Raw genomic sequence first — 18,291 nt, 5'->3', positions numbered from 1 at the left:
TTGCCCACCCCGTGCCGTTACGTCCGCCAAGCCCGCCTCGGGGCGCGGCGCGCGGGCTGTACACTCCGCCGAAAACGAAGGAACACCGGGCCGTCCGGCGGACCATCCACCCCCACCGACGAGAACGGATAGACATGCCAGTTTTTGATCCCCTGCCCGACGCGCCGGGAGTCGGCGACCTGCCGCTGCATTTCTGGGACGGGGCGGATTTCACGGTGGTGCCGTGGCCGGCGGACACCTGGGAAATCGGCTACAACTCGCACACCTGGCTGCTGGAACGCGACGGGGACCGCGCGGTGCTGAAAGCCGTACCGAAGGCGTACGGCGTGAAGTTCGCCTCCGGGCTGCGGGCGGCGGAAATGGCGGAACGGGCGGGCATACCCTCCGGAGCGCCGCGTCGTACCCGGGACGGCGCGGTTGTCGCCGAGCACGGCGACTGGTGCTGGGGGCTGCTGGAACATCTCGACGGCCGGCCGACCGACACCGACAATCCGACGGAACTTGCCCTGGCCGGGCGGGCGTTGGGGAGCATTCACGCGAGTCTGCGCACGGTGCCGCCGCTGCCGGAGACCATGGTCTGGTCGCAGATGGACTGGCTGCTGGAACCGCAGCCGTTCCTGGCGGGCCTGGACTGGATCCAGCAGGCCATCCGTGAGGGATTCGCCGCGCTGCCCGCAAACCTGTCGGACGGCATCATCCACTGCGATCCCCGGCTCACCGAGTTCCGCTTCGACGGTGACAAGGTCGGACTGCTGGACTGGGGCGAGGTGATGCACGGCCCGCATATGCTGGACGTCGCGTCCACGCTGAGTTTCGCGGAAGAGGAAATCGACACGACGCCGTTCCTGACCGGTTATCTGGAGACGTCACCGGCTTCCCCCGAGGAATACGCGTACCTGCCGACGATGCTGAAGATGCGGGCCGCCATCGAAGGCTGGATCTATGCCCGGCGACGGCATTTCGACGTAGATCTCGGACAGACCGGCGAGCACACGAACGACACCCTGATCGAACGGGCCCGGGAAAACATCGCGGCGGCCGACGCGTTGCCGAAGGACCATTACCTGCTCTGAGCGGAAGGCTTCGGGCGGGCACCTGGAGCGGGTATGCGCCGGGGCGTGGCCGCCGGGCGGGACGGAGCGTCCCGCCCGGCGGCCTTTCTCGCGCGGGAGACGTCACCCGTGAGGCCGGGGCCGCGCGCTCACATTTCCGCGACGGCTTCCCGGATCGGAACGTCCCCGGCACAGACGGCCAGCGTGCCGCGTACCGGTCGCGGGGCGGTGAGGATCGCGCAGAGGGTCGTGGCCAGGTCGGCCCGGCTGATGCGTCCCTCGGGGCGGGGGTCGGTTCCGGCCCGTACGCGGACGCGTCCGGTCGCGGCGGTGTCGTCGAGCCGCCCGGGGCGCAGCGCACACCAGTCCAGGTCCCGTTCGCGCAGGTCCCGCTCGGCGTTCTCCTTCTCCCGCAGGTACGCCGGGAGCAGGTCGCCCAGCTCGGCCCGGACGCCGTCGTCCGGCAGCAGCGCGCTCACCATCGCGTACCGGCGTACCCCGGCCCGCTCCGCGGCCTCCGCCAGCAGACCGGCCGGGGAGACGGAGCGGGTGGCCGCGCCCAGCGAGCCGGGTCCCGTGCCGGTGCCGGCGGCCAGGACCACCGCGCCGGCTCCGCCGACCGCCTCCCGCAGGCCGTCACGTACCCGGTCGCTCGCGGTGTCCAGCAGAACCGTCTCGACGCCCGCGGCCCGCAGCGGCTCCCGCTGTGCCGCCTTGCGGATCAGCCCGACCGGGGTGCAGCCGTACTCGGGCAGGGCCCGCGCCAGGCAGGTGCCGAGTCCCGTGGTGACGCCCAGGATGACCACACGCATCGTCAGCCCGCCTCCACCGTGGGCTCGGAGACGTTCTCGCCGGCCGCGTCGGGCTCCGCGGCTTCCTCCGTACGCCGGGGCAGGGTGACGGCCAGCACCGCGGCGAGCACCGCGGCCACCGCGCCGGATCCGATGGACGCGGCGGGCCCGGCCAGGTCCAGCAGCCGGCCGCTGAGCGGCAACATGACGGCGGCACCGCCGGTCATCGCGGTGGCCAGCCAGCCGAAGGCTTCGGCGCGCCGGTGCTCCGGCGTCAGGTCGCCGATCCGGGAATTGCACGCGCCCATGCTCGGCGAGACCACGCTGCCGGTGACGAGCATCGCCAGGGCCAGCAGCCATACGGGGGTGGAGTCGAACGCCGGTGACAGCAGGCAGGCGAAGACGCCGATGCCGATGGCCAGCCCGCCGATGCCCAGGGCGCTGTTGCGCTTTCCGCCGCGGCCCACGGACAGCAGGCCGCCGAGCGCGGACCCCAGGCCGAACAGGGCGATCAGCGCGCCCGCGATACCGGGCGTGCCGCGGTCCCGGCCCCAGGCGACCACCGAGAGGTCGATCGAGAACAGTGCCGCCATCAGGAAGAACGGGACGAGGACGGCTCGCACGAAGACCGGGTCGCGCAGCAGCGACCGCTGCCTGCCGGCCTTCCCGGTCTCCTCCTCGCCCTTGGTGGCCGGCTCGGACCGGTCCAGTCCGGCCGCCCGCAGCACCAGTCCGAGGAGCAGCGACCCGCCGACCGCGAGCACCGCGCAGACCACCACGGCGGCCGTGCCCCCGGAGAGGGTGACCACACCGGCCGCGAGCAGCGGACCGGCCATGGACACGATCTCGTACCCCGTGGCCTCCAGGGTGAACAGGGACTCCCGTACGTCGCCCTTCGCCAGCCGCGGCCACAGGGCCCGGGATATCTGGGAGATGGGGGGCAGCGTCAGGCCGGTGAAGAAGGCGATGACGACGGCCACGGGCCAGGCCCCGGCGGGCAGCAGCAGTGCCGCCAGGATCAGGGCGAGGAGCCCCACGGCGTAGCCGCCGCCGGTGACGAACAGCACCGCGCTGGCGGAACTGCGGTCGGCGACCCGGCCCCGGATCGGGCCGGCCACCGCCTGCCCGATCGCCATCGCCCCGGTCACCAGGCCGACGGTGGTGTACCCGCCGGTCCAGCCGGCGATGAGGAAGGACAGTGCGACCGGCAGGCCGCTCAGATGGATGCGGCTGATCAGTGACAGCGGTAGCAGCATGCCCAGTCTGGGGACCTCGGACAGCGCGCGCAGCGAACCGAACATTCCTGACTCTCCTAGGGGTGGTGCGCTCAGTGGGTGGGCGGGGCCGCGGCGTCCCGTCCGGGCCCCCGACGACGGGACGCCGCGCGGCCGCCCTCTTATGCGCGGACCGCGCGGCCGAGCATGCCGTCCAGCGCGTGGCCGATCAGGCCGAGGACGGTGCGGCGCTCGTTCTCGAAGAAGAAGTGGCCGCCCTCGACCTCGTGCACGGTGCAGGTGCCCGTGGTGTGCGTACGCCAGGCCGCGGCGTCCTCGGAGGAGACGCGCGGGTCGGTGGTGCCGGTCAGAACGGTCATCGGGCAGGAGACCGCCGCACCGGGCTCCGGGACGTAGGACTCGGCCAGCCGGTAGTCCGCGCGCAGCGCCGGAAGGATCAGTTCCAGGACGCCCGGGTCGTTCAGCAGGGCGGGGTCGATGCCGCCCAGGACGCGTGCCTCGGCAAGGACCTGCCGGGTGGTCATCTCGCGTGCGCGGCTCGGCGGCCGGACCGAGGGGGCGCGGCGGCCCGACACGATCAGTCCGCGCAGCGGCCCGGCGTCGTCCCCCAGCGCCAGCGCGGTCTCGTAAGCGATCAAGGAGCCGAGGCTGTGCCCGAACAGCACCAGCGGCAGGCGCGGGCGGGCGCGCAGCAGTTCCGTGACGGTCTCGACCATCGGGCCGAACCGTTCGACGGGGGCCTCCCGGTGGCGTTCCTGCCGCCCCGGATACTGCACGCACAGCAGTTCACCCGTCGGCGGTACCGCCGAGCGCAGCCACGGGTAGTACGAGGCGGAGCCGCCGGCGTGCGGGAAGCACACCACGCGGAACTCCGGCTCGGGGCAGGTCCCGTAGGGGACGAGCCAGCGGTCGGCCTGCGGGGCGCTGTGTGGCGTCACCGGTTTCCTTCCTTACGGTCCGCACGGCCGGTCACCGGCTGCTCACCTGAGCTCCCAGTTCGGAACGGCGGCGGATCTTGAGCTTGCGGTAGATGCGCGTGAGATGTTGTTCGACGGTGCTCGCGGTGACGTACAGCGCGTCCGCGATCTCCCGGTTGGTGTATCCCTCGGCCGCCAGGTCGGCGACCTTCCGCTCCGCGAGGGTCAGCAGCGTCCGCCCGGCGTCCCACGTGGGCCGGGTGGCGGCGCTCTTGCCCTCGGCCGGGGCGGGTGCTCCCGGCGCCGGAGCGGCGGTTGTCCGCGCGGCGGCGGGCGGTCCCGAGGGGGCGGCGGGCGGCGGGCCGCCGGCGGTCCGGGTGGGAGCGGCCGTCCTGATCTCCTCCAGGGCCCGGACGCCGCCGCATTCCCGGGCGAGCCGCTCCGCCCTGCGCAGCGTCCGGCGCCCGTAGGCGAGCTCACCGGCGTGCTGGTAGGTCTGCGCCAGGACGCCGAGCGTACGGGCCAGTTCGAGCAGGTCGCCGCAGCGTTCCAGCATCGTCGCCGATTCCCGCAGGCCCGCGGCCCGCCGTGCCGGTGGTCCGGCCATGGCGCGCAGCCGCAGTGCGATCCCGCGGGTGCGCGAGGGGGTGTCCGGGACGTCGGGGAACAGGTCGAGGTGCTCGTCGGCCAGCGCCCTCGCCTCCTCGCGCTCCCCCAGGCGCAGTAACGTTTCCGCAAGGTCCAGGCGCCAGGGCACCAGCCCCGGCAGCTCCGTCCTCCACGACCGCAGGATGTCCCCGCAGCTGCGGAAGTCGGTGACCGCGGCGCGCAGTCCGCCGGTGGCCAGGTGGTGACGGCCGCGGGCCCGCAGGTGCACCAGTCCGTACGGGCTGCGCGCGAAGAACGCCGGCATCGGCCGCGCCAGTTCCTTCGCGGCCTCCTGATGCCGCCCCTGCTCCGTCATGGCGAGGAGCTGAAGGCCACGGGGCAGCCCGAGCAGGATGCCCCACTTCGGGGCGTCGAGCTGGTCCAATGCCCTCTCCACGCAGTCCACCGCGCCGGCCGGGTCGCCCCGCCACCAGGCGGCGACCCCCTGGGCCACGGACAGCATCGCCGTCCACTGCACCGGTACCGCCGCCTCGCCGTCCTCGGTGACGGCCCGCACGGACCGGAGCCCGTCGCCGGGCAGCCGTTCCGCCGCCAGCAGGGAGAACAGGGCGGCCTGTGCCGCCTCCAGGTCCGAGTGGCCGGGCCCCACCCGTTCCAGGATTTCCTCCGCGTGACGTACCACGGTGTCCTGCCGGCCACCGGTGAGCAGCCCGGGCAGCTCGCTGGCGCTGGTCAGCCACGGAAATCCGCCGCTGACCAGTTCCGGACTCAGTTCGCATCCGTCGCAAGCCGTGGCGTGCGGCATCCCGGGGAAGAGGTGGCGGATCCAGAAGTCGCTGATGGCGAGTTCGATGGGCGTCTCGGGGTCGTCCCGGCCGACCGCCCTGGCCAGCCCGAACACCTCGTCCGCCTCGTCGGCCCGCCCCTGCCAGGCCAGGCGCCGGGACAGCCGGGACATCCACCACGCGGACAGGCAGCCCGCACGGGCACTGTCCACCAGGGAACTCAGGCGCCGGGACACCGTGGCCGGATCGACCCACCAGGTGATGTCCAGCAGCTTGGCCTCGATCTCCACCCGCGTCATGTAGTCCGTGCACCGGTCCGAGGCGAGTTTGAGGAGCGCTACGGCGTCCCGGTATCGGTAGCGCCGCGCCGCCTGCTCCGCCGCCTCGCACAGGATGCCCACCGCCCAGGGCCACGGGGCATCCCCGGCGGCGAGCAGGTGCCCGGCGACCTCGTCGGCCGGCGCGTCGTCCTCGTAGAGCACCTCGGCGGCGCGCAGCCGCAGCCGGCGCAGCGCCTCCTGGTCCATGGCCCCCGTCAGCACGGCCCGGACGTGCGGGTGCAGCACCCGGTCCCGCGACAGCACCCCGCTCGCGGTCAGCCCGTCCAGGACGCGGTGCAGGTCGCGCGCGTCCGCGCCGACGGTGCGGGCCAAACGGTCCTGGTCACAGGACGCGCCGAGGACCGACGCCGCCTCCATCACCGCGGACGTCATCGCGCAGGCGGACATGCGCACCTGCGCCAGTACGGCCTCCGCGAACGTGGGACCGAAGACCGGTTCGAGGCCGCCTCCGTCCGCGGCCGCGACGTCGTCGAAGGCGGCCTGGAGAAGCAGCGGGTTCCCGCCCGTCACGGCGAACAGCTCGTCGACCAGCCGGGGTGGGGGATTGCGGCCGAGCCGGCCGCGGGCCAGTTCGGCGACCCCCGTACGGGACAGCGGTTCCACGACGAACCGGCGTCTGCGGGAACGGGGGAAGAGGGGGACGGTGGGCGGAGCGTCGTGGGAGCCGTCCGTCCGCCGGAAATCGGAGACCAGGACGTTCACCGGCACGTTGCCGAGCCGCCGGGCCAATTCCCGGAGCAACTTCGCGGAGTCCGCGTCCACCCGGTGGACATCGTCCACCACCAGCAGCAACGGTTCCGACAAGGCGAGCGCCACCAGGTGTTCCGCCAGTTCACGGGGCTCCCGCGGCGGTGCGGCCTCCGGGACGCGGGGCAGCAGGTCACGGACCGCGCCCACCACATCGACCTCGGGTGTCCCGTCGAGTCCGGGGCCGGTCACGGACAGGACCCGCACGCCCTGCGCCCGGGCGAGCGCCGACACCGAGTCCAGCAGCGCGGTCTTGCCGCACCCCGCCGGACCGCTGACGACGAAGAACTCTCCCCGTCCCGACGCGCTCGTCCTGATCCGGTCGGCGAGCTCCAGGAGCTGCGCTTCCCGCTCGACTAAGTTCATGCCACCTCCTGCGATGAGTGTCGCCCAGGGCCCGTCACGCTCGGGCACACCCCGCAGGGAGGACGCGTCCGGAAGAACGCGGTACCGATACCGTCAAGCCCCCCACCCGTCGATCGACGACAGACGCGGTGCCGATAGGCGAAGCAGCGACACCCGGGCCAACTCCCGCTGGGGGTCGGACAACTCTCACGCCATATGATCACAGCGTGATCGCCACGCTCAACATTGCTCAGGCAAAACCTTCTCACCAGTCGGCCACCCCGCGCCCACCGCCCCACGCGATCGGCCGACCTGCCCAAATGGCGGACACTTTTCCCCGGGCGGGAACCCCGCAAACACCGTTCACCGATTACCGCAAGGCGCCACGCCGCAGCGCACCGGGCCCCCGCCCCCACCACCACGAAGCCGACGGCACGATAAGTGGTCACGATTTACCGGAAGTTGATTTCCACCCCATTGCCGTGACCGTGCAATTCGCGCGCTTTCTTGCCGCGTTCGGAATCTCACGCGACCATTGCGTTCGCAAGCCGATGCCCACACACATCCCGATCCGGCACACCGGCGGGACCCGGCGCCGGGGGCGGTATCGACAGCCGGATGACCGCGCCTCGCGCCGCCCGGCACCACCTTCGACGCGCCCGACCGCCCCCCGCGGACACCTCCGCGCGGCCGTGCGAGGACCTGATCCGCATCGTGCACGGCCCCGGCTCGGACCATGGAATTCCCCGACCTGACCGGCACCTGCCAGGGTTCGCCACCGAGGCCGGCCGCCCGGCCCCCGCCCTGCGCTGACGGGAACTCTCCCCCTCGCCAACTGAGCTGTTGGCACGTCAGCCGGAGCAGGTCCGCGTCGTCCGTAACTCTCGCCTTCGCGGCGGGCGGATTTCGACCGCACGCCTCGGACCCCCTCCGCTGCCTGCCCGGGAGGGTGGGGCATCCTGCGGAAGGGCAGCGGACGTGCCGGCCAGGGCCGCCCGGTAAGGTCAGCCGGATTCCGCCGGACGGCCGGCGCCGCCCTGCCGACGCGAGACACCCCAGGAGGAGCCGTGGACGAGAACGAGCTCCACAGGTGGGACGCGACCGGGCTGGCCGAGCTGATCGGCAGCCGGCAGGTGTCCGCCACCGAGGTGGCCGAGGCGCACCTGCGCCGGATCGAGGCCGTCAACCCGAAGATCAACGCCATGGTGACGGTACTCGCCGACCAGGCGCTCGCCGCGGCGGCAGCAGCGGACGCGGCAGTGGCCGCCGGTCAGGACCTCGGGCCGTTCCACGGCGTGCCGTTCACCGTCAAGGACTCGCTGGACGTGGCCGGTGCGGTGAGCGCCCGCGGCTCCGCCCTGTTCAAGGATCATGTCGCGGACGTGGACGCGACCGCGGTTGCGCGGCTGCGGGCGGCCGGGGGCATCCCGTTGGCCAAGGCCAACCTGCCCCGGCCGTGGCCGGCGTCGTCGGCCGTCCCGGACGTCGGCCGGACACACTCCTCGCCGGCCGCGGCTACGGCCACGACAAGTACCGCCGCGAAGCCTTCCTCGGCCTCGCCACCTGCCTGATCACCCACCGCCACGTCCAACGCCTGCGGTAGAACCTCAGACTTGCCTGGTTGCCGTGGTCAGCAGGGTGTGAAATCGGGGTAGTAGGCTGCGGCGGCGGTTGCGGTCTCGATGTTCCGTGGGAAGAGCGCGGCTTCGTAGGCGCGGATGGCCGCGTCGATGTCCTTGGGCTGTTCGGCGATGGCGTTGCCGAGCTGGCCTGCGTCGAAGAGGGCCCAGTTCGCTCCTTCGCCGTCCGGCGGTGCCAGGTGCGCGGCGTCTCCGATGAGCGTGACCCCGGGTACATGTTCCCAGCGGTGCCCGATCGGCAGCCCGTACAAGGGGCGAAAGATCGGCGGGATGTCGCTGTCCGCGACCAGGGCGACGAGCTCCGGCGCCCACCCCTCGAACATCGCGGCGATCGTGCGGGCGGCCGCAGGGCCGTCATTGAAGTCGATGCCGTCGAACCAGTCGAGCGGCTGGTCGAACATGGCGTAGGCGTGCAGGGTGTCCGCGCGCTCGCGCTGCACGCCGAGACCTATGCGGGTGGCTTCGTCGTAGGCGGTCATCGACCCGCCGCCGACCAGCGCCAGGGTGGCAGGGTGCCGGGTGTCGCTCTCATACAGGTACGTCTCGACCATCGAGCGTCCGGCATAGGCGGGCGTGGCATCGGAGAGCAGCGGCCGGACCTTCGACCAGGCGCCGTCGGCACCGACGAGGATGTCGGTGACGAGCGTCGATCCGTTGGTGAAGGTCACTTCGTGACGACCGTCAGCGAGGGTCCGCACGCTCCGGGTCCTGTGGCCCCAGACGACACTGCCGGCAGGCAGGGATTCCAGCAGCAACTGTCGCAGCTCGCCGCGCTGCACCTCGGGGCGGCCTCCGGCGGGGTCGTCGGGCCGGTCCGCCAAGATGGTGCCGTCGGGTGCCACGTCGCGGGATGCCTGGCGACCTTCGAGGACGAGGGACCGGAAGCCGTCCATCAGGCCGGTGGCACGGATCCCGTGCTGGCCGTTGTAGTCGTGGATGTCGAGCATGCCGCCTTGGCCCCGGGCCTGGGCAGACGCCTCCGCTTCGTACACCGTGGCCGGTATTCCATGAACCGCCAGGGTGCGTGCCAGTGTCAGTCCCGCAAGACCGGCACCGATGATCGTGATCTGAGTCATGCATGCGTTCCTTGCTGCTGGTGGGTGAACCGGTGGCTTTGCCCGCTGGGGCACCCGGCCGCCGTGCGGGTAGTAGAGCCGGGTCAGGGAGAGCGGGGTGGCTCGATCCGGGACGCGAGCTGCTCCAGCAATTCATGGAGCCGCGCCTGCCCTGCGGCGCCCAGCGGCGCGAGGATCGACTCCTCGACATGGTCCATGGCCTCTTCGAAACCCTGGATCAGTTCGGAGCCCGCTGGAGTGACAAGCACCCGACGGCTGCGCGTGTCATCCTCCTGGGTCTGGCGCTCCACGAGTCCGCGCCGCTCAAGTCCGGCCAGGAGCCGGGAAATGCTCGGCGCACTGGTGCGCATGGCCCGCGCGACGTCACGCTGAATGGCATCCGGGTTCTTCGTCAGGTACGCCAGCACGGCACTCTGCTCGTGCGTGAGGCCGCGTTCCCGTATCCATTCATCAGCGATGCGTCGCTGCCCCCACACCACCCACCGCATCAGCTCCAGCGTGCTCTCGCGCTTCACTCTCTCCATAGTTAACACACTAACTGTTGCCAGGTTAAGGATCAAGCCTTCGCGGACTTCGGCCACATCCGCGTGGGGACACGTTCTGCCCCTGTCAGCAGTAGGTGTGCTCCGCGTACCCGGCGCCGGCCCGGCTTCCGTCAGGGCCTCTCGGGTCCCGGGGCCGGGGCTTCGCCCCCTCGCGCTCGTGTCAGTGGTCGCGGACCGGTTCAAGGAATTCGAGCCGATTGCCCAGCTTGTCGGACGTGTGGAAGCGGTCGTGGCCCGGGAAGTCGTCGTCCCAGGTCACGCTTGCTCCGCTGGTTTCCAGCCGCTGGGCGAGTGCGTGGAGCGAGGTCACCAGGATGCCCGGGTGGGCCTTCCGGTTCGGGCGGAAATCCTCTTCGACACCCAGGTGGACCTCCAGTCCACCACCTCGGAACCAGCACCCGCCGCGAGCGGCCAGCGCCGGTGGCTTCTCAAGCCCCGTCATGCCGAGCACGTCTCGCCAGAACTCACGGCAGAGTTCTTCGGCGCCCGGAGGAATGGCGAGCGGCGGATACGGCCGAAGGCTCGGCCGCGCAGACGCGACAGCGGAAAACTGTGCGCGGTACCGCCAGTAGTGGTCCCTGTCGTGGAGTGCTGGAGCCGGCGGCTACGGTCAGGGCGCCTGGCTATGCCGTTGCGCGACTCGGGCACCTCCGGTTACATCATCCAGTGGAAGTGCCGACGACCAGGGCCTGCGGGCCGTGGTCGCCAGATATGTGCTGTCTGATGCGTCGCTAGAGCGCGGTGAAGCCGCCGTCAGCGGCGACCACGGCTCCCGTGACGAAGCTGGAGCGGGGTGAGACGAGGAAGCACAGGACTTCGGCGATCTCCTCGGGCTGCGCCACACGTCCCAGTGGCTGCGCCGCGGCGAAGGACGCCAGGTAGGCGCGGCTGTCGGGGCGGATCGTGTCGAGGAAGTCCGTCTCGATGACGCCCGCGGCTACGAGGTTGGCGCGGATGCCCAGCGGGCCGCCCTCGACGGCGAGCACCTTGGTCAGTTGGGCCAGAGCACCTTTCGACGCACTGTAGGCGACGCCTTCGGGCAGGGCGACGGTGGAGGCGTACGAGCCGGTGCTGACGATGGCGCCGCCGCCACTGCTCTTCATGGCCCGGAATGCCTCGCGGGCGCAGAAGAAGGAGCCGCGGGCGTTGACCGCCATCACGGTGTCCCAGTCCTCGGCCGTGGTTTCGGTGACGGGTTTGTTCTGGGTGCGCCCGGCATTGTTCACGAGGATGTCCAGTCCGCCGAAGACGTCCAGGGCCGTTGCCACCGCGCGGTGGGCGGTCTCCTCCTGGGTGATGTCACCGTTTGTCGCGACGACGCCTGGAAACTCCCCCGCCAGGTTCGTGACGTCGGGACGGAGGTCGAGGGCGACGACCCGGGCACCGCGGGCGTGGAGGAGCGCCACGGTCTCCCGGCCCACCCCTCGCGCGGCTCCAGTGACGAGGGCGATCTTCCCAGCGAACTCGGTGGATTCGGACCTTGCGGCGGATGCGGTTGCAGGTGTCATGATGCGGTCCCTGGAGAAGGCGAGTGTGAGTGCGGGCGCCGGTGCAGGGCACCTGAAGTGCTGTGCAGTGGTGCGGTGCGCGGACCGGGTGGGCCGCGCCGTTGACGCATTCACAGCAGGCCCACGTGAACGTCATACGGCTGGGTTGTTCAGTGCGCGGTGAGCCCGCCGTCGACCACCAGCTCCGCGCCGGTGACGAACGAGGAGTCGTCGCAGGCCAGGAAGAGGATCGCGGGTGCGATCTCGTCGGCGCGGCCGGCTCGGCGCATGGGGGTGCGTTGGATGTCCGGCTGCTGGTCGCCCTGGTCGTCCAGGAGTTCCTGGATCATCGGCGTGGCGATCACGCCGGGATGCACCGTGTTGATCCGTACTCCCTGCCGGGCGTACTCGACCGCGGCGGTCTTGCTCAACAGGCGCACGGCCCCCTTGGACGCCTGGTAGGCCGCAGCGGCACCGCTTCCTACCAGGCCGAGTACTGACGACGTATTGATCACAGAAGCGTTGCCGTTCGCACGCAGGAGCGGCATCGCCGCCTTCATGCCGAGCCATGTGCCTTTCTGGTTCACGTCGATGACGCGGTCCCAAGCCTCTTCCCGCGTGTCCTCGATACCTGGCCAGTCCAGGATGCCGGCGAGGTTCACGAGCACGTCCAGCGTTCCGAACCGGTCGCGTACGACGGTGATCACTTCGTCCCACTCCCGCGCGGAGGAGACATCGAGGCGAGCAGCGACGACCTCCGCGCCTTGTGCTCCGATCCGGTGGGACAGGTCCCGCAGGGGGCCTTCGGCGAGATCGGTGATCACTAGTCTGGCGCCTTCTCGGGCGAAGAGTTCGGCGGTCGCTGTGCCGAGGCCGCCGGTCGCGCCCGTGATCAGCGCGATCTTGCCGGCAAGTCGTTGTCCTGTCATGGATACGGTCCTTGATTCTCGTTGCTGACTGACTGGCTGACTGCTGTGCCGGGACTTCTGGTCCGCCGACGGCGGATTCGCCCCGGTGCCCAGGGCAGCCGTGGCCGGGCCTCCCTACGACGACTTCTGCTCCCGGTAGAGCACGAGGTGCTCGTGATAGAGCACCCCGTCCCGGATGTCGCCCGTGGCGGTGAACCCGGTGTCGTCGACGTAGTCCAGGTGGCTGCCGGTCACCGTGTACCGGCCGGTGTACGCGCTGTGCCGCTCGCCGCGGGCTTCGTCGTAGCGGCCGTCCGGCAGCAGCTCCTGACGGATGTGACCATCCGCGGTCACCCACATCCCGACCACGTCGACGTGGTTGCCCTCAACGGTTCCGGCCATGGCGGACTCCTCTCCTCAAATGGTGTCGTCCTTCCTGCTCCACCGAGTCTGGGCAGGTCAGCGTCTCTCAACCAGGACGCGCGCTGCCTGGGTGTGGCACACCCAGGCTGCGCACCGGGCCGCCGCCTAGCCTGGACACATGGACGACAACCACCTGGGAGATTTCCTGCGCGCACGCCGCGACGGCCTGCGGCCGGAGGACGTCGGCATGGCGAGCTACGGGGCCCGCAGAGTCGCCGGACTGCGCCGCGAGGAGGTCGCTGTCCTGGCCGGAGTGAACGCCGACTACTACACCCGCCTGGAACAAGGCCGCGAGCGCAACCCCTCACCCCAGGTGGTCGACGCGCTCAGCCGCGCGCTGCGCCTCGACGCGTACGCACGCGCACACTTGTACCGGCTGGCCGGGGCCGCGCCGAACGACCAGCCCTCCGTCCACGCCGCCGAGCGGGTCAGCCCTTCGCTGCGACAGCTCATGGACGGTTACCCGAACACTCCAGCGTTCGTCATGAGCCGGACCCTGGACCTCCTCGCCGTCAACGCCCTGGCAGATGCCCTCTATGCACCGTTCGAGCCGGCGGACAACTTGGCCCGCATGACCTTCCTCGACCCCGCGGGCCGAAACTTCTACACGGACTGGGGCCGGGCAGCACAGGCCACCGTCGCCAACCTTCGCGAGGCAACCGGATTCGCCCCGGACAACCCACGGTTACGCGAACTCGTCCGCACCCTCACTGAGCACAGCGCGGACTTCACCCGCCTCTGGAACGCCCACACCGTGCGCGGCAAGACCCAGGACGCCAAACACTTCCTCCACCCGGACGTCGGCCCCCTCACCCTCACTTACCAGGCTTTCGACGTACGCGACGCCCCCGGCCAGCAGCTCGTCATCTACCACGCCGAACCAGGCAGCCCTAGTGACCAGTCCCTCAATCTGCTCGGTTCCATCCACGCTACCCGGCGTCGGCCCGGTCCCCGGCCCCACCACTCATCAGCCGACGGAACATGGAGGTAGGTCGGCAACAGTGCCCGGACGATTTCGCCCCGCGTGTTTCATAGGTGGTCGCTCATGAAACACCCAGCCGGGCGGTCGCCACCTGCGGCGATCATATTTCATGAGCTGTTGCAAACGACTGGGCATCTGAAACGCCTCATGAAACAGTCCGGGATCATGAGCGACGACTTCAAGTGTCAGCTTCCGGAGTGGGCTGCACGGATGACCGGAGTCGGCTGCACTTGAAGAGTGATCTTCGTGATCTCCATGGCGGGCGTCAGAATGGCGGCTCATCGGGCCAGGTTGACGGCGGTAGCGCCGCTGGCGGCAAGGGCAGGTTGGTCACCACGAACAGGTCCAGGATGTCGTGGGCCTCGGGCGTACGCATATGTCGGGCCGTGTGGCGCAGCGAGCGCGAGAAGCGCGGGACACGGGACATGGGCCACAAAACCGCAGATCGCTTTCGAGCGAGTCGGCAACCGCGTCCCACTCGTACTCGGCGCAGCGGCCTCGAATCTCCGAACATCCAGCCAGGGCACAGCGATCTCCAGATCACCATGCGGCCGCGGCCGCCCTCCGCGGAACAGATCCAGCCCACCCCGCCGCGTTGCACCAGGGCGTATCCACCTCATCCAACCGCTCCGCGACCTGTTTCGGCCGCCAGGCATCCACCCACCGGGCATCCAGCTCATTCGTATCGAGCTCAGCACCACCGGCCGGCAGGACGTCGGTCATCGGCACAACTGCCATGGCCCGGACCCGAGTGCCGCTCTTCTGCAGGGGCCGACGCCAGGCCCTACCGGGACGGATACGACCTCATTGCCTGATCGCTCGGCATTTCGGAAGAGCCGCACCGTTTCACGACAGCACGCCTGAGCCACCCTCTGCCTCTCCGCTCTGCGGCGAGCATGACGGTCGCCCCAGAGGCACAGTGGCTCCCCCGATTCCTGAACCATTAGGGCTCAACGCGCCTTAACCCGATCACGATAGGGCAACGCGGTGCGAGCGTGCGCAGATCCTTGATGTCGGTGCACAAGTCTTCGTGAAGACCGATCCAGCCGGGGTCCTGTGGGTCATCTTCGGCGGTGCGTATCTGGCCCTGGAGGTCGGCCAACTCGCAGAGCAGGTCCCGCAGCCGAGGTCACGCCGCCATGCACGCTACACCACCAGCAGACGAAGAATCAGCTGGGTTTGCACACATGGACGAACTTGACCGCTGGGCGGACAAATGTCTCGGCGCCACTGCTCGAATGGAGAGCACAGCAGGACACCTGGCCGGCCATGTTCTCCCCGCTTTCTCACCGCCTGGAAGCAACCAAAGCGAAAGGCGCCTATAACAGGAATGTCCAGCCCGAGCAAAGAAACGGACTACGGCCGGTGCAACCCCGAGCTCATCAGCGCCACCTGGCGCGGGACAGCGAGCGCCGAGGAGATCGCCCCGACGTTCGGCTTATCGAGCTCGAAGGGCTGCGACCTTGTGCGCGTGTGGAATTTCTCTGCCGCGTGCGTCCGATAGGCCGCACCGCCCGCGCCCTCGCAGTCCCGCTCCTCCGGGTTCTCGGGAGCGGCGAGCCCGGGTACGTACGACAGAGCCTCCAGCGCAAGCCACAATCCATCTTGACCAGCTTGCCGAACTGCCGCTGCATGCGAGCCCTCGCCGCGGCCCGGACCCCCCACCAGCGCTCGGACGGCGCCCGCAAGACGTACGCCCAGCACCTGGACGCCGACGCGGCACGGGCCCGGACGGCCGGGCAGCCGACGGGAGCAGCCCCGGGCATGCCCGGCCATGAAGGCGTCCGCGCTTGTCAGTTGGTGCGGTCGGCCCAGCCGTCGGGGAGGTCGCCGGGCGCGGTGGAGACCACCGAGTCGTTGTCCGTACCGACATGTTCGAACAGTGTGATCTTCGCGAATTCGGGGACGACGTAGATGGGGTAGGCCGGGCCTTGGTCGCGGTAGGCGCGCATCTGCTCCAGGTGGTCGTTCTGGAAGCAGACGGTGCGCTCGCCGTGCCGGCGGATCCAGTCGGGGAAGAAGATGACGCCGTGCAGGCGGCGCTTGCCGGGCATGACGTTGACGGCGACGGAGGTGCCGGTGGGCTCGGTCCACGACACCTTGTAGCTGTCGTCGTCGAGCTGGACGAGGTCGACTTCCTGGTCCTTGACCCAGCGCCCGCCGACGTGGCCGCTGTGTATGCGGTAGTCGATGGTGTGGTCGTTCTTCACGTACATCTCGTACTGCCAGCCGTTGGCGTACGTGTAGATGAAGCGGTGGCCGACGATCCCGGAGAGGTCCTGGGCGGGGGCGGGGTCGGCGACAGTGGTCATGGGTTCCTCCTTGGACGAGGGGTTCGGACGCGAGGCGTCACGGGTGTGCCGAGGGCGACGGGTCCGCGAGTGCGGGATCCTCACCACCCCGCTTCATTTTGCAACAAAACTGTTTTGTTGAAAAATTTTAGATGAGGCACAATGGGGCCATGGACACCGCGACCGAATTCGGCCGACTCCTCGGCCCGTTGCGCCGGGCCGTACTGCGCACCCGTCGCTCCGAGGGCCTGCCCGACCTCCCCGAGGCCCAGATCGAACTGCTGCGGGTCCTGGCCGAAGCCGGCACCGTCACCCCACGCGAGGCCGCCTCCCAGCTCAAGGCAGCCCCGTCCACGGTCAGCAACCTCATCCGCACCATGACCGCGTCGGGCCTGGTAGAGCGCACCCCCTCTCCCACCAACCTGCGCACCGCCCACCTCACCGCCTCCCCCAAGGCCCTCGACATGCTCGACCGGTACGACCGCACCAGCACGGCCGCCCTGCGCCGCGCCCTGGACGGCCTGCACCCGGAAAGCCGCGAGGCGCTGGAACGGTCGCTCCCCGCGCTCACCGAACTGCTCACCGCCCTGGAGGCACAGGCCCCCGCCGGCCAGGGATGAGGGCGTCGGTGTCGCAGACCTCGGTCAAGTGGGCCCTATAGCCGCCCCAGGACAGATCCCGCTTCGATCCGGGACGGGCTTCAAGGCCACAGGGCGAGCGCAGGCGAAGGCTGCCGGGCGGCACGTCCTTCATGTCCCGCCAACGCTCTGCGTCGTCGCGGGCCTGAAGCTGCCGGACCCACACCTGTCGCAGGACTTCCCCTGCCCTGAGGTCTCTTACCCTCGATGGAGCCGCAGCGCCTCAGCACTCCCCCGGTGACCAGCCCTTCGGTGATGAAGCCGTCGTCCGCGCCCCGGATCGCCAGCACGGGATACTGGTAGCGGCTCGGCCGCCGTCCATTCGGGTGGCCGACGTTCCAGCAGCCCGCCAGCGCGCGCACCACCTCGTGCCGAACCCGGGCGCCGACCGCGGTGAGCCGGTCCAGCATGCACGGGCCGTCGGCGTCCGTGCGCTCGCCCAGTCCGGTCAGGTCCAGCCGTACGGTCCGGACGCCCTGGGTCTTCAGCTCCCGGATCACGTCGTCCCAGAGGCGCTTGCCGTCGAGGAAGCCGTGGACGAAGACCAGCGTCCGACCGTCCCTGCCGGTGCGCTGGAGGCGGGTGCGCCTGCCCGCGCCGCCTTCGGCTCTCATACGGTTCCTCCTCTCCGGGGAATCGTGGCGCTCCGGACGGAGACCACTCGGGCGTGTCGATCGGTGGCCATCGTGCCGAGCGGCCGTCCAGGCGCGTCGTCCGCCTGCCGTGGTGAGTGTCGAGCGCGCTGCCGTCGAGCTGAGCCGGTGAGCCCCGCAGGGACCTGGTCGCAGCCCGCTGAGCGAAAGAGCCATAAGCCATACGGCCATGTCCGGCGAGAAGTGGGCTTACCGAAGACACCCAGGTGTCCTCGTGGTGTACATATTGGCGATCGGATCATTCGCACCAGTTGCCGACATACTCAAAAGTGCTACGGTTATTACATGCCTTTGAGGCAGTCCCCGTCACCTCCCCCGAGTGCCGGAGCGACCGCCCGCACCACAGAGCAGGAGTGATCCCCATGAATGGCACCACCAAGACGAACACCACCGACGAGGTCGAGGCCCAGCCCTGGACCAAAGCGTTCGCGGCCAAGTCCGCCGAGGCCTTCGCCGCCGCGTTCGCCGAGGACGTGGTTCTCGAAGCCAGCGCGCTGCGCAGCCCGGTCGAAGGGCGTGACAACGTCAAGCAGGTCATGGGTGCCGCCAGCGGCATCTACGAGGCCCTCGTCTTCACGTACGAGATCACCGACGGGACCCGCACCTGTATCGAGTGGGAGGCCAAGGCGTTCGGCGGCAAGGAGCTGCGGGGCTCCACCATCCTGACCGTCGACGAGGACGGCAAGATCGCCCGGGCCGTCATCCAGCACCGCCCCCTGGACAACCTGCTGGCCTTCTCCAACGAGCTCGGCAACCGCGTCGGCGGTGTCGTCGGGCGCGACCACTTCTACCGGGCCTGACCCGCAGGCCCGCACCCGTCGCCGTT

Annotated in this window: 17 protein-coding genes; 5 read left to right on the top strand and 12 right to left on the bottom strand. The window is 70.2% G+C overall.

Translation table 11 applies throughout. The features are described from left to right. The first annotated feature begins 11 nt into the window (after nt 1-11). Entirely contained in the window at nt 12-1,073 is a 1,062-nt protein-coding gene (locus tag ACZ4QV_RS30295; protein WP_361592380.1) for a phosphotransferase enzyme family protein, read from the top strand. Nucleotides 1,074-1,201: 128 nt separating this feature from the next. Here the strand turns inward: ACZ4QV_RS30295 and ACZ4QV_RS30290 are convergent, their stop codons facing one another. The 4 genes from ACZ4QV_RS30290 to ACZ4QV_RS30275 all read right to left on the bottom strand — a co-directional run bounded on the left by ACZ4QV_RS30290 (nt 1,202) and on the right by ACZ4QV_RS30275 (nt 6,843). After that, nucleotides 1,202-1,864, bottom strand: a complete 663-nt coding sequence (locus tag ACZ4QV_RS30290) for an NAD(P)H-binding protein (RefSeq protein WP_361160293.1) — start codon at nt 1,862-1,864, stop codon at nt 1,202-1,204. A 2-nt stretch (nt 1,865-1,866) separates the two neighbouring features. Then, complete coding sequence (locus ACZ4QV_RS30285) at nt 1,867-3,144, bottom strand: MFS transporter (protein ID WP_361639441.1); 1,278 nt, start codon at nt 3,142-3,144, stop codon at nt 1,867-1,869. A gap of 95 nt (nt 3,145-3,239) precedes the next feature. Further along, nucleotides 3,240-4,016, bottom strand: a complete 777-nt coding sequence (locus ACZ4QV_RS30280; protein WP_361639439.1) for a thioesterase II family protein — start codon at nt 4,014-4,016, stop codon at nt 3,240-3,242. Between the two features lie 31 nt (nt 4,017-4,047). Beyond that, nucleotides 4,048-6,843, bottom strand: coding sequence for a helix-turn-helix transcriptional regulator (locus tag ACZ4QV_RS30275; protein WP_361639437.1), 2,796 nt, complete (start codon nt 6,841-6,843; stop codon nt 4,048-4,050). A gap of 1,046 nt (nt 6,844-7,889) precedes the next feature. Between ACZ4QV_RS30275 and ACZ4QV_RS30270 the strand changes: the two genes are divergently transcribed. After that, nucleotides 7,890-8,393 (top strand): amidase family protein, encoded by a 504-nt coding sequence (locus tag ACZ4QV_RS30270; RefSeq protein WP_467763662.1) that lies wholly within the window; start codon nt 7,890-7,892, stop codon nt 8,391-8,393. 59 nt (nt 8,394-8,452) lie between these two features. On the opposite strand, the gene ACZ4QV_RS30265 is transcribed toward ACZ4QV_RS30270, so the two are convergent. The 6 genes from ACZ4QV_RS30265 to ACZ4QV_RS30240 form a co-directional block, all read right to left on the bottom strand. Then, nucleotides 8,453-9,538, bottom strand: a complete 1,086-nt coding sequence (locus ACZ4QV_RS30265) for an FAD-dependent oxidoreductase (protein WP_361618438.1) — start codon at nt 9,536-9,538, stop codon at nt 8,453-8,455. 83 nt (nt 9,539-9,621) lie between these two features. Further along, nucleotides 9,622-10,062 (bottom strand): MarR family winged helix-turn-helix transcriptional regulator, encoded by a 441-nt coding sequence (locus ACZ4QV_RS30260; RefSeq protein ID WP_361160308.1) that lies wholly within the window; start codon nt 10,060-10,062, stop codon nt 9,622-9,624. Between the two features lie 181 nt (nt 10,063-10,243). Then, nucleotides 10,244-10,579 (bottom strand): VOC family protein, encoded by a 336-nt coding sequence (locus ACZ4QV_RS30255; RefSeq protein WP_467763672.1) that lies wholly within the window; start codon nt 10,577-10,579, stop codon nt 10,244-10,246. Nucleotides 10,580-10,814: 235 nt separating this feature from the next. Next, complete coding sequence (locus tag ACZ4QV_RS30250; RefSeq protein ID WP_361592373.1) at nt 10,815-11,591, bottom strand: SDR family NAD(P)-dependent oxidoreductase; 777 nt, start codon at nt 11,589-11,591, stop codon at nt 10,815-10,817. A gap of 149 nt (nt 11,592-11,740) precedes the next feature. Continuing rightward, the gene (locus ACZ4QV_RS30245; RefSeq protein WP_361160313.1) at nt 11,741-12,499 is read right to left on the bottom strand and encodes an SDR family NAD(P)-dependent oxidoreductase; all 759 of its coding nucleotides are present in this window, start codon (nt 12,497-12,499) and stop codon (nt 11,741-11,743) included. Nucleotides 12,500-12,613: 114 nt separating this feature from the next. After that, the gene (locus tag ACZ4QV_RS30240; protein WP_361160317.1) at nt 12,614-12,880 is read right to left on the bottom strand and encodes an Atu4866 domain-containing protein; all 267 of its coding nucleotides are present in this window, start codon (nt 12,878-12,880) and stop codon (nt 12,614-12,616) included. 139 nt (nt 12,881-13,019) lie between these two features. Here ACZ4QV_RS30240 and ACZ4QV_RS30235 point away from each other — a divergent pair, with 139 nt between their 5' ends. After that, entirely contained in the window at nt 13,020-13,892 is an 873-nt protein-coding gene (locus ACZ4QV_RS30235) for a helix-turn-helix transcriptional regulator (RefSeq protein ID WP_361160319.1), read from the top strand. A gap of 1,784 nt (nt 13,893-15,676) precedes the next feature. Here ACZ4QV_RS30235 and ACZ4QV_RS30230 read toward each other — a convergent pair. Then, entirely contained in the window at nt 15,677-16,195 is a 519-nt protein-coding gene (locus ACZ4QV_RS30230; protein WP_467763661.1) for a phenolic acid decarboxylase, read from the bottom strand. A gap of 149 nt (nt 16,196-16,344) precedes the next feature. Between ACZ4QV_RS30230 and ACZ4QV_RS30225 the strand changes: the two genes are divergently transcribed. After that, complete coding sequence (locus tag ACZ4QV_RS30225) at nt 16,345-16,794, top strand: MarR family winged helix-turn-helix transcriptional regulator (RefSeq protein WP_361160324.1); 450 nt, start codon at nt 16,345-16,347, stop codon at nt 16,792-16,794. 80 nt (nt 16,795-16,874) lie between these two features. On the opposite strand, the gene ACZ4QV_RS30220 is transcribed toward ACZ4QV_RS30225, so the two are convergent. After that, complete coding sequence (locus tag ACZ4QV_RS30220; protein WP_361639428.1) at nt 16,875-17,426, bottom strand: alpha/beta fold hydrolase; 552 nt, start codon at nt 17,424-17,426, stop codon at nt 16,875-16,877. A 401-nt stretch (nt 17,427-17,827) separates the two neighbouring features. Between ACZ4QV_RS30220 and ACZ4QV_RS30215 the strand changes: the two genes are divergently transcribed. Next, entirely contained in the window at nt 17,828-18,265 is a 438-nt protein-coding gene (locus ACZ4QV_RS30215) for a nuclear transport factor 2 family protein (protein ID WP_361160330.1), read from the top strand. Nucleotides 18,266-18,291: the final 26 nt, after the last annotated feature.

It is taken from the genome of Streptomyces sp. NPDC026394, assembly GCF_055567735.1.
This window is presented reverse-complemented; position numbering and strand designations above follow the sequence as displayed.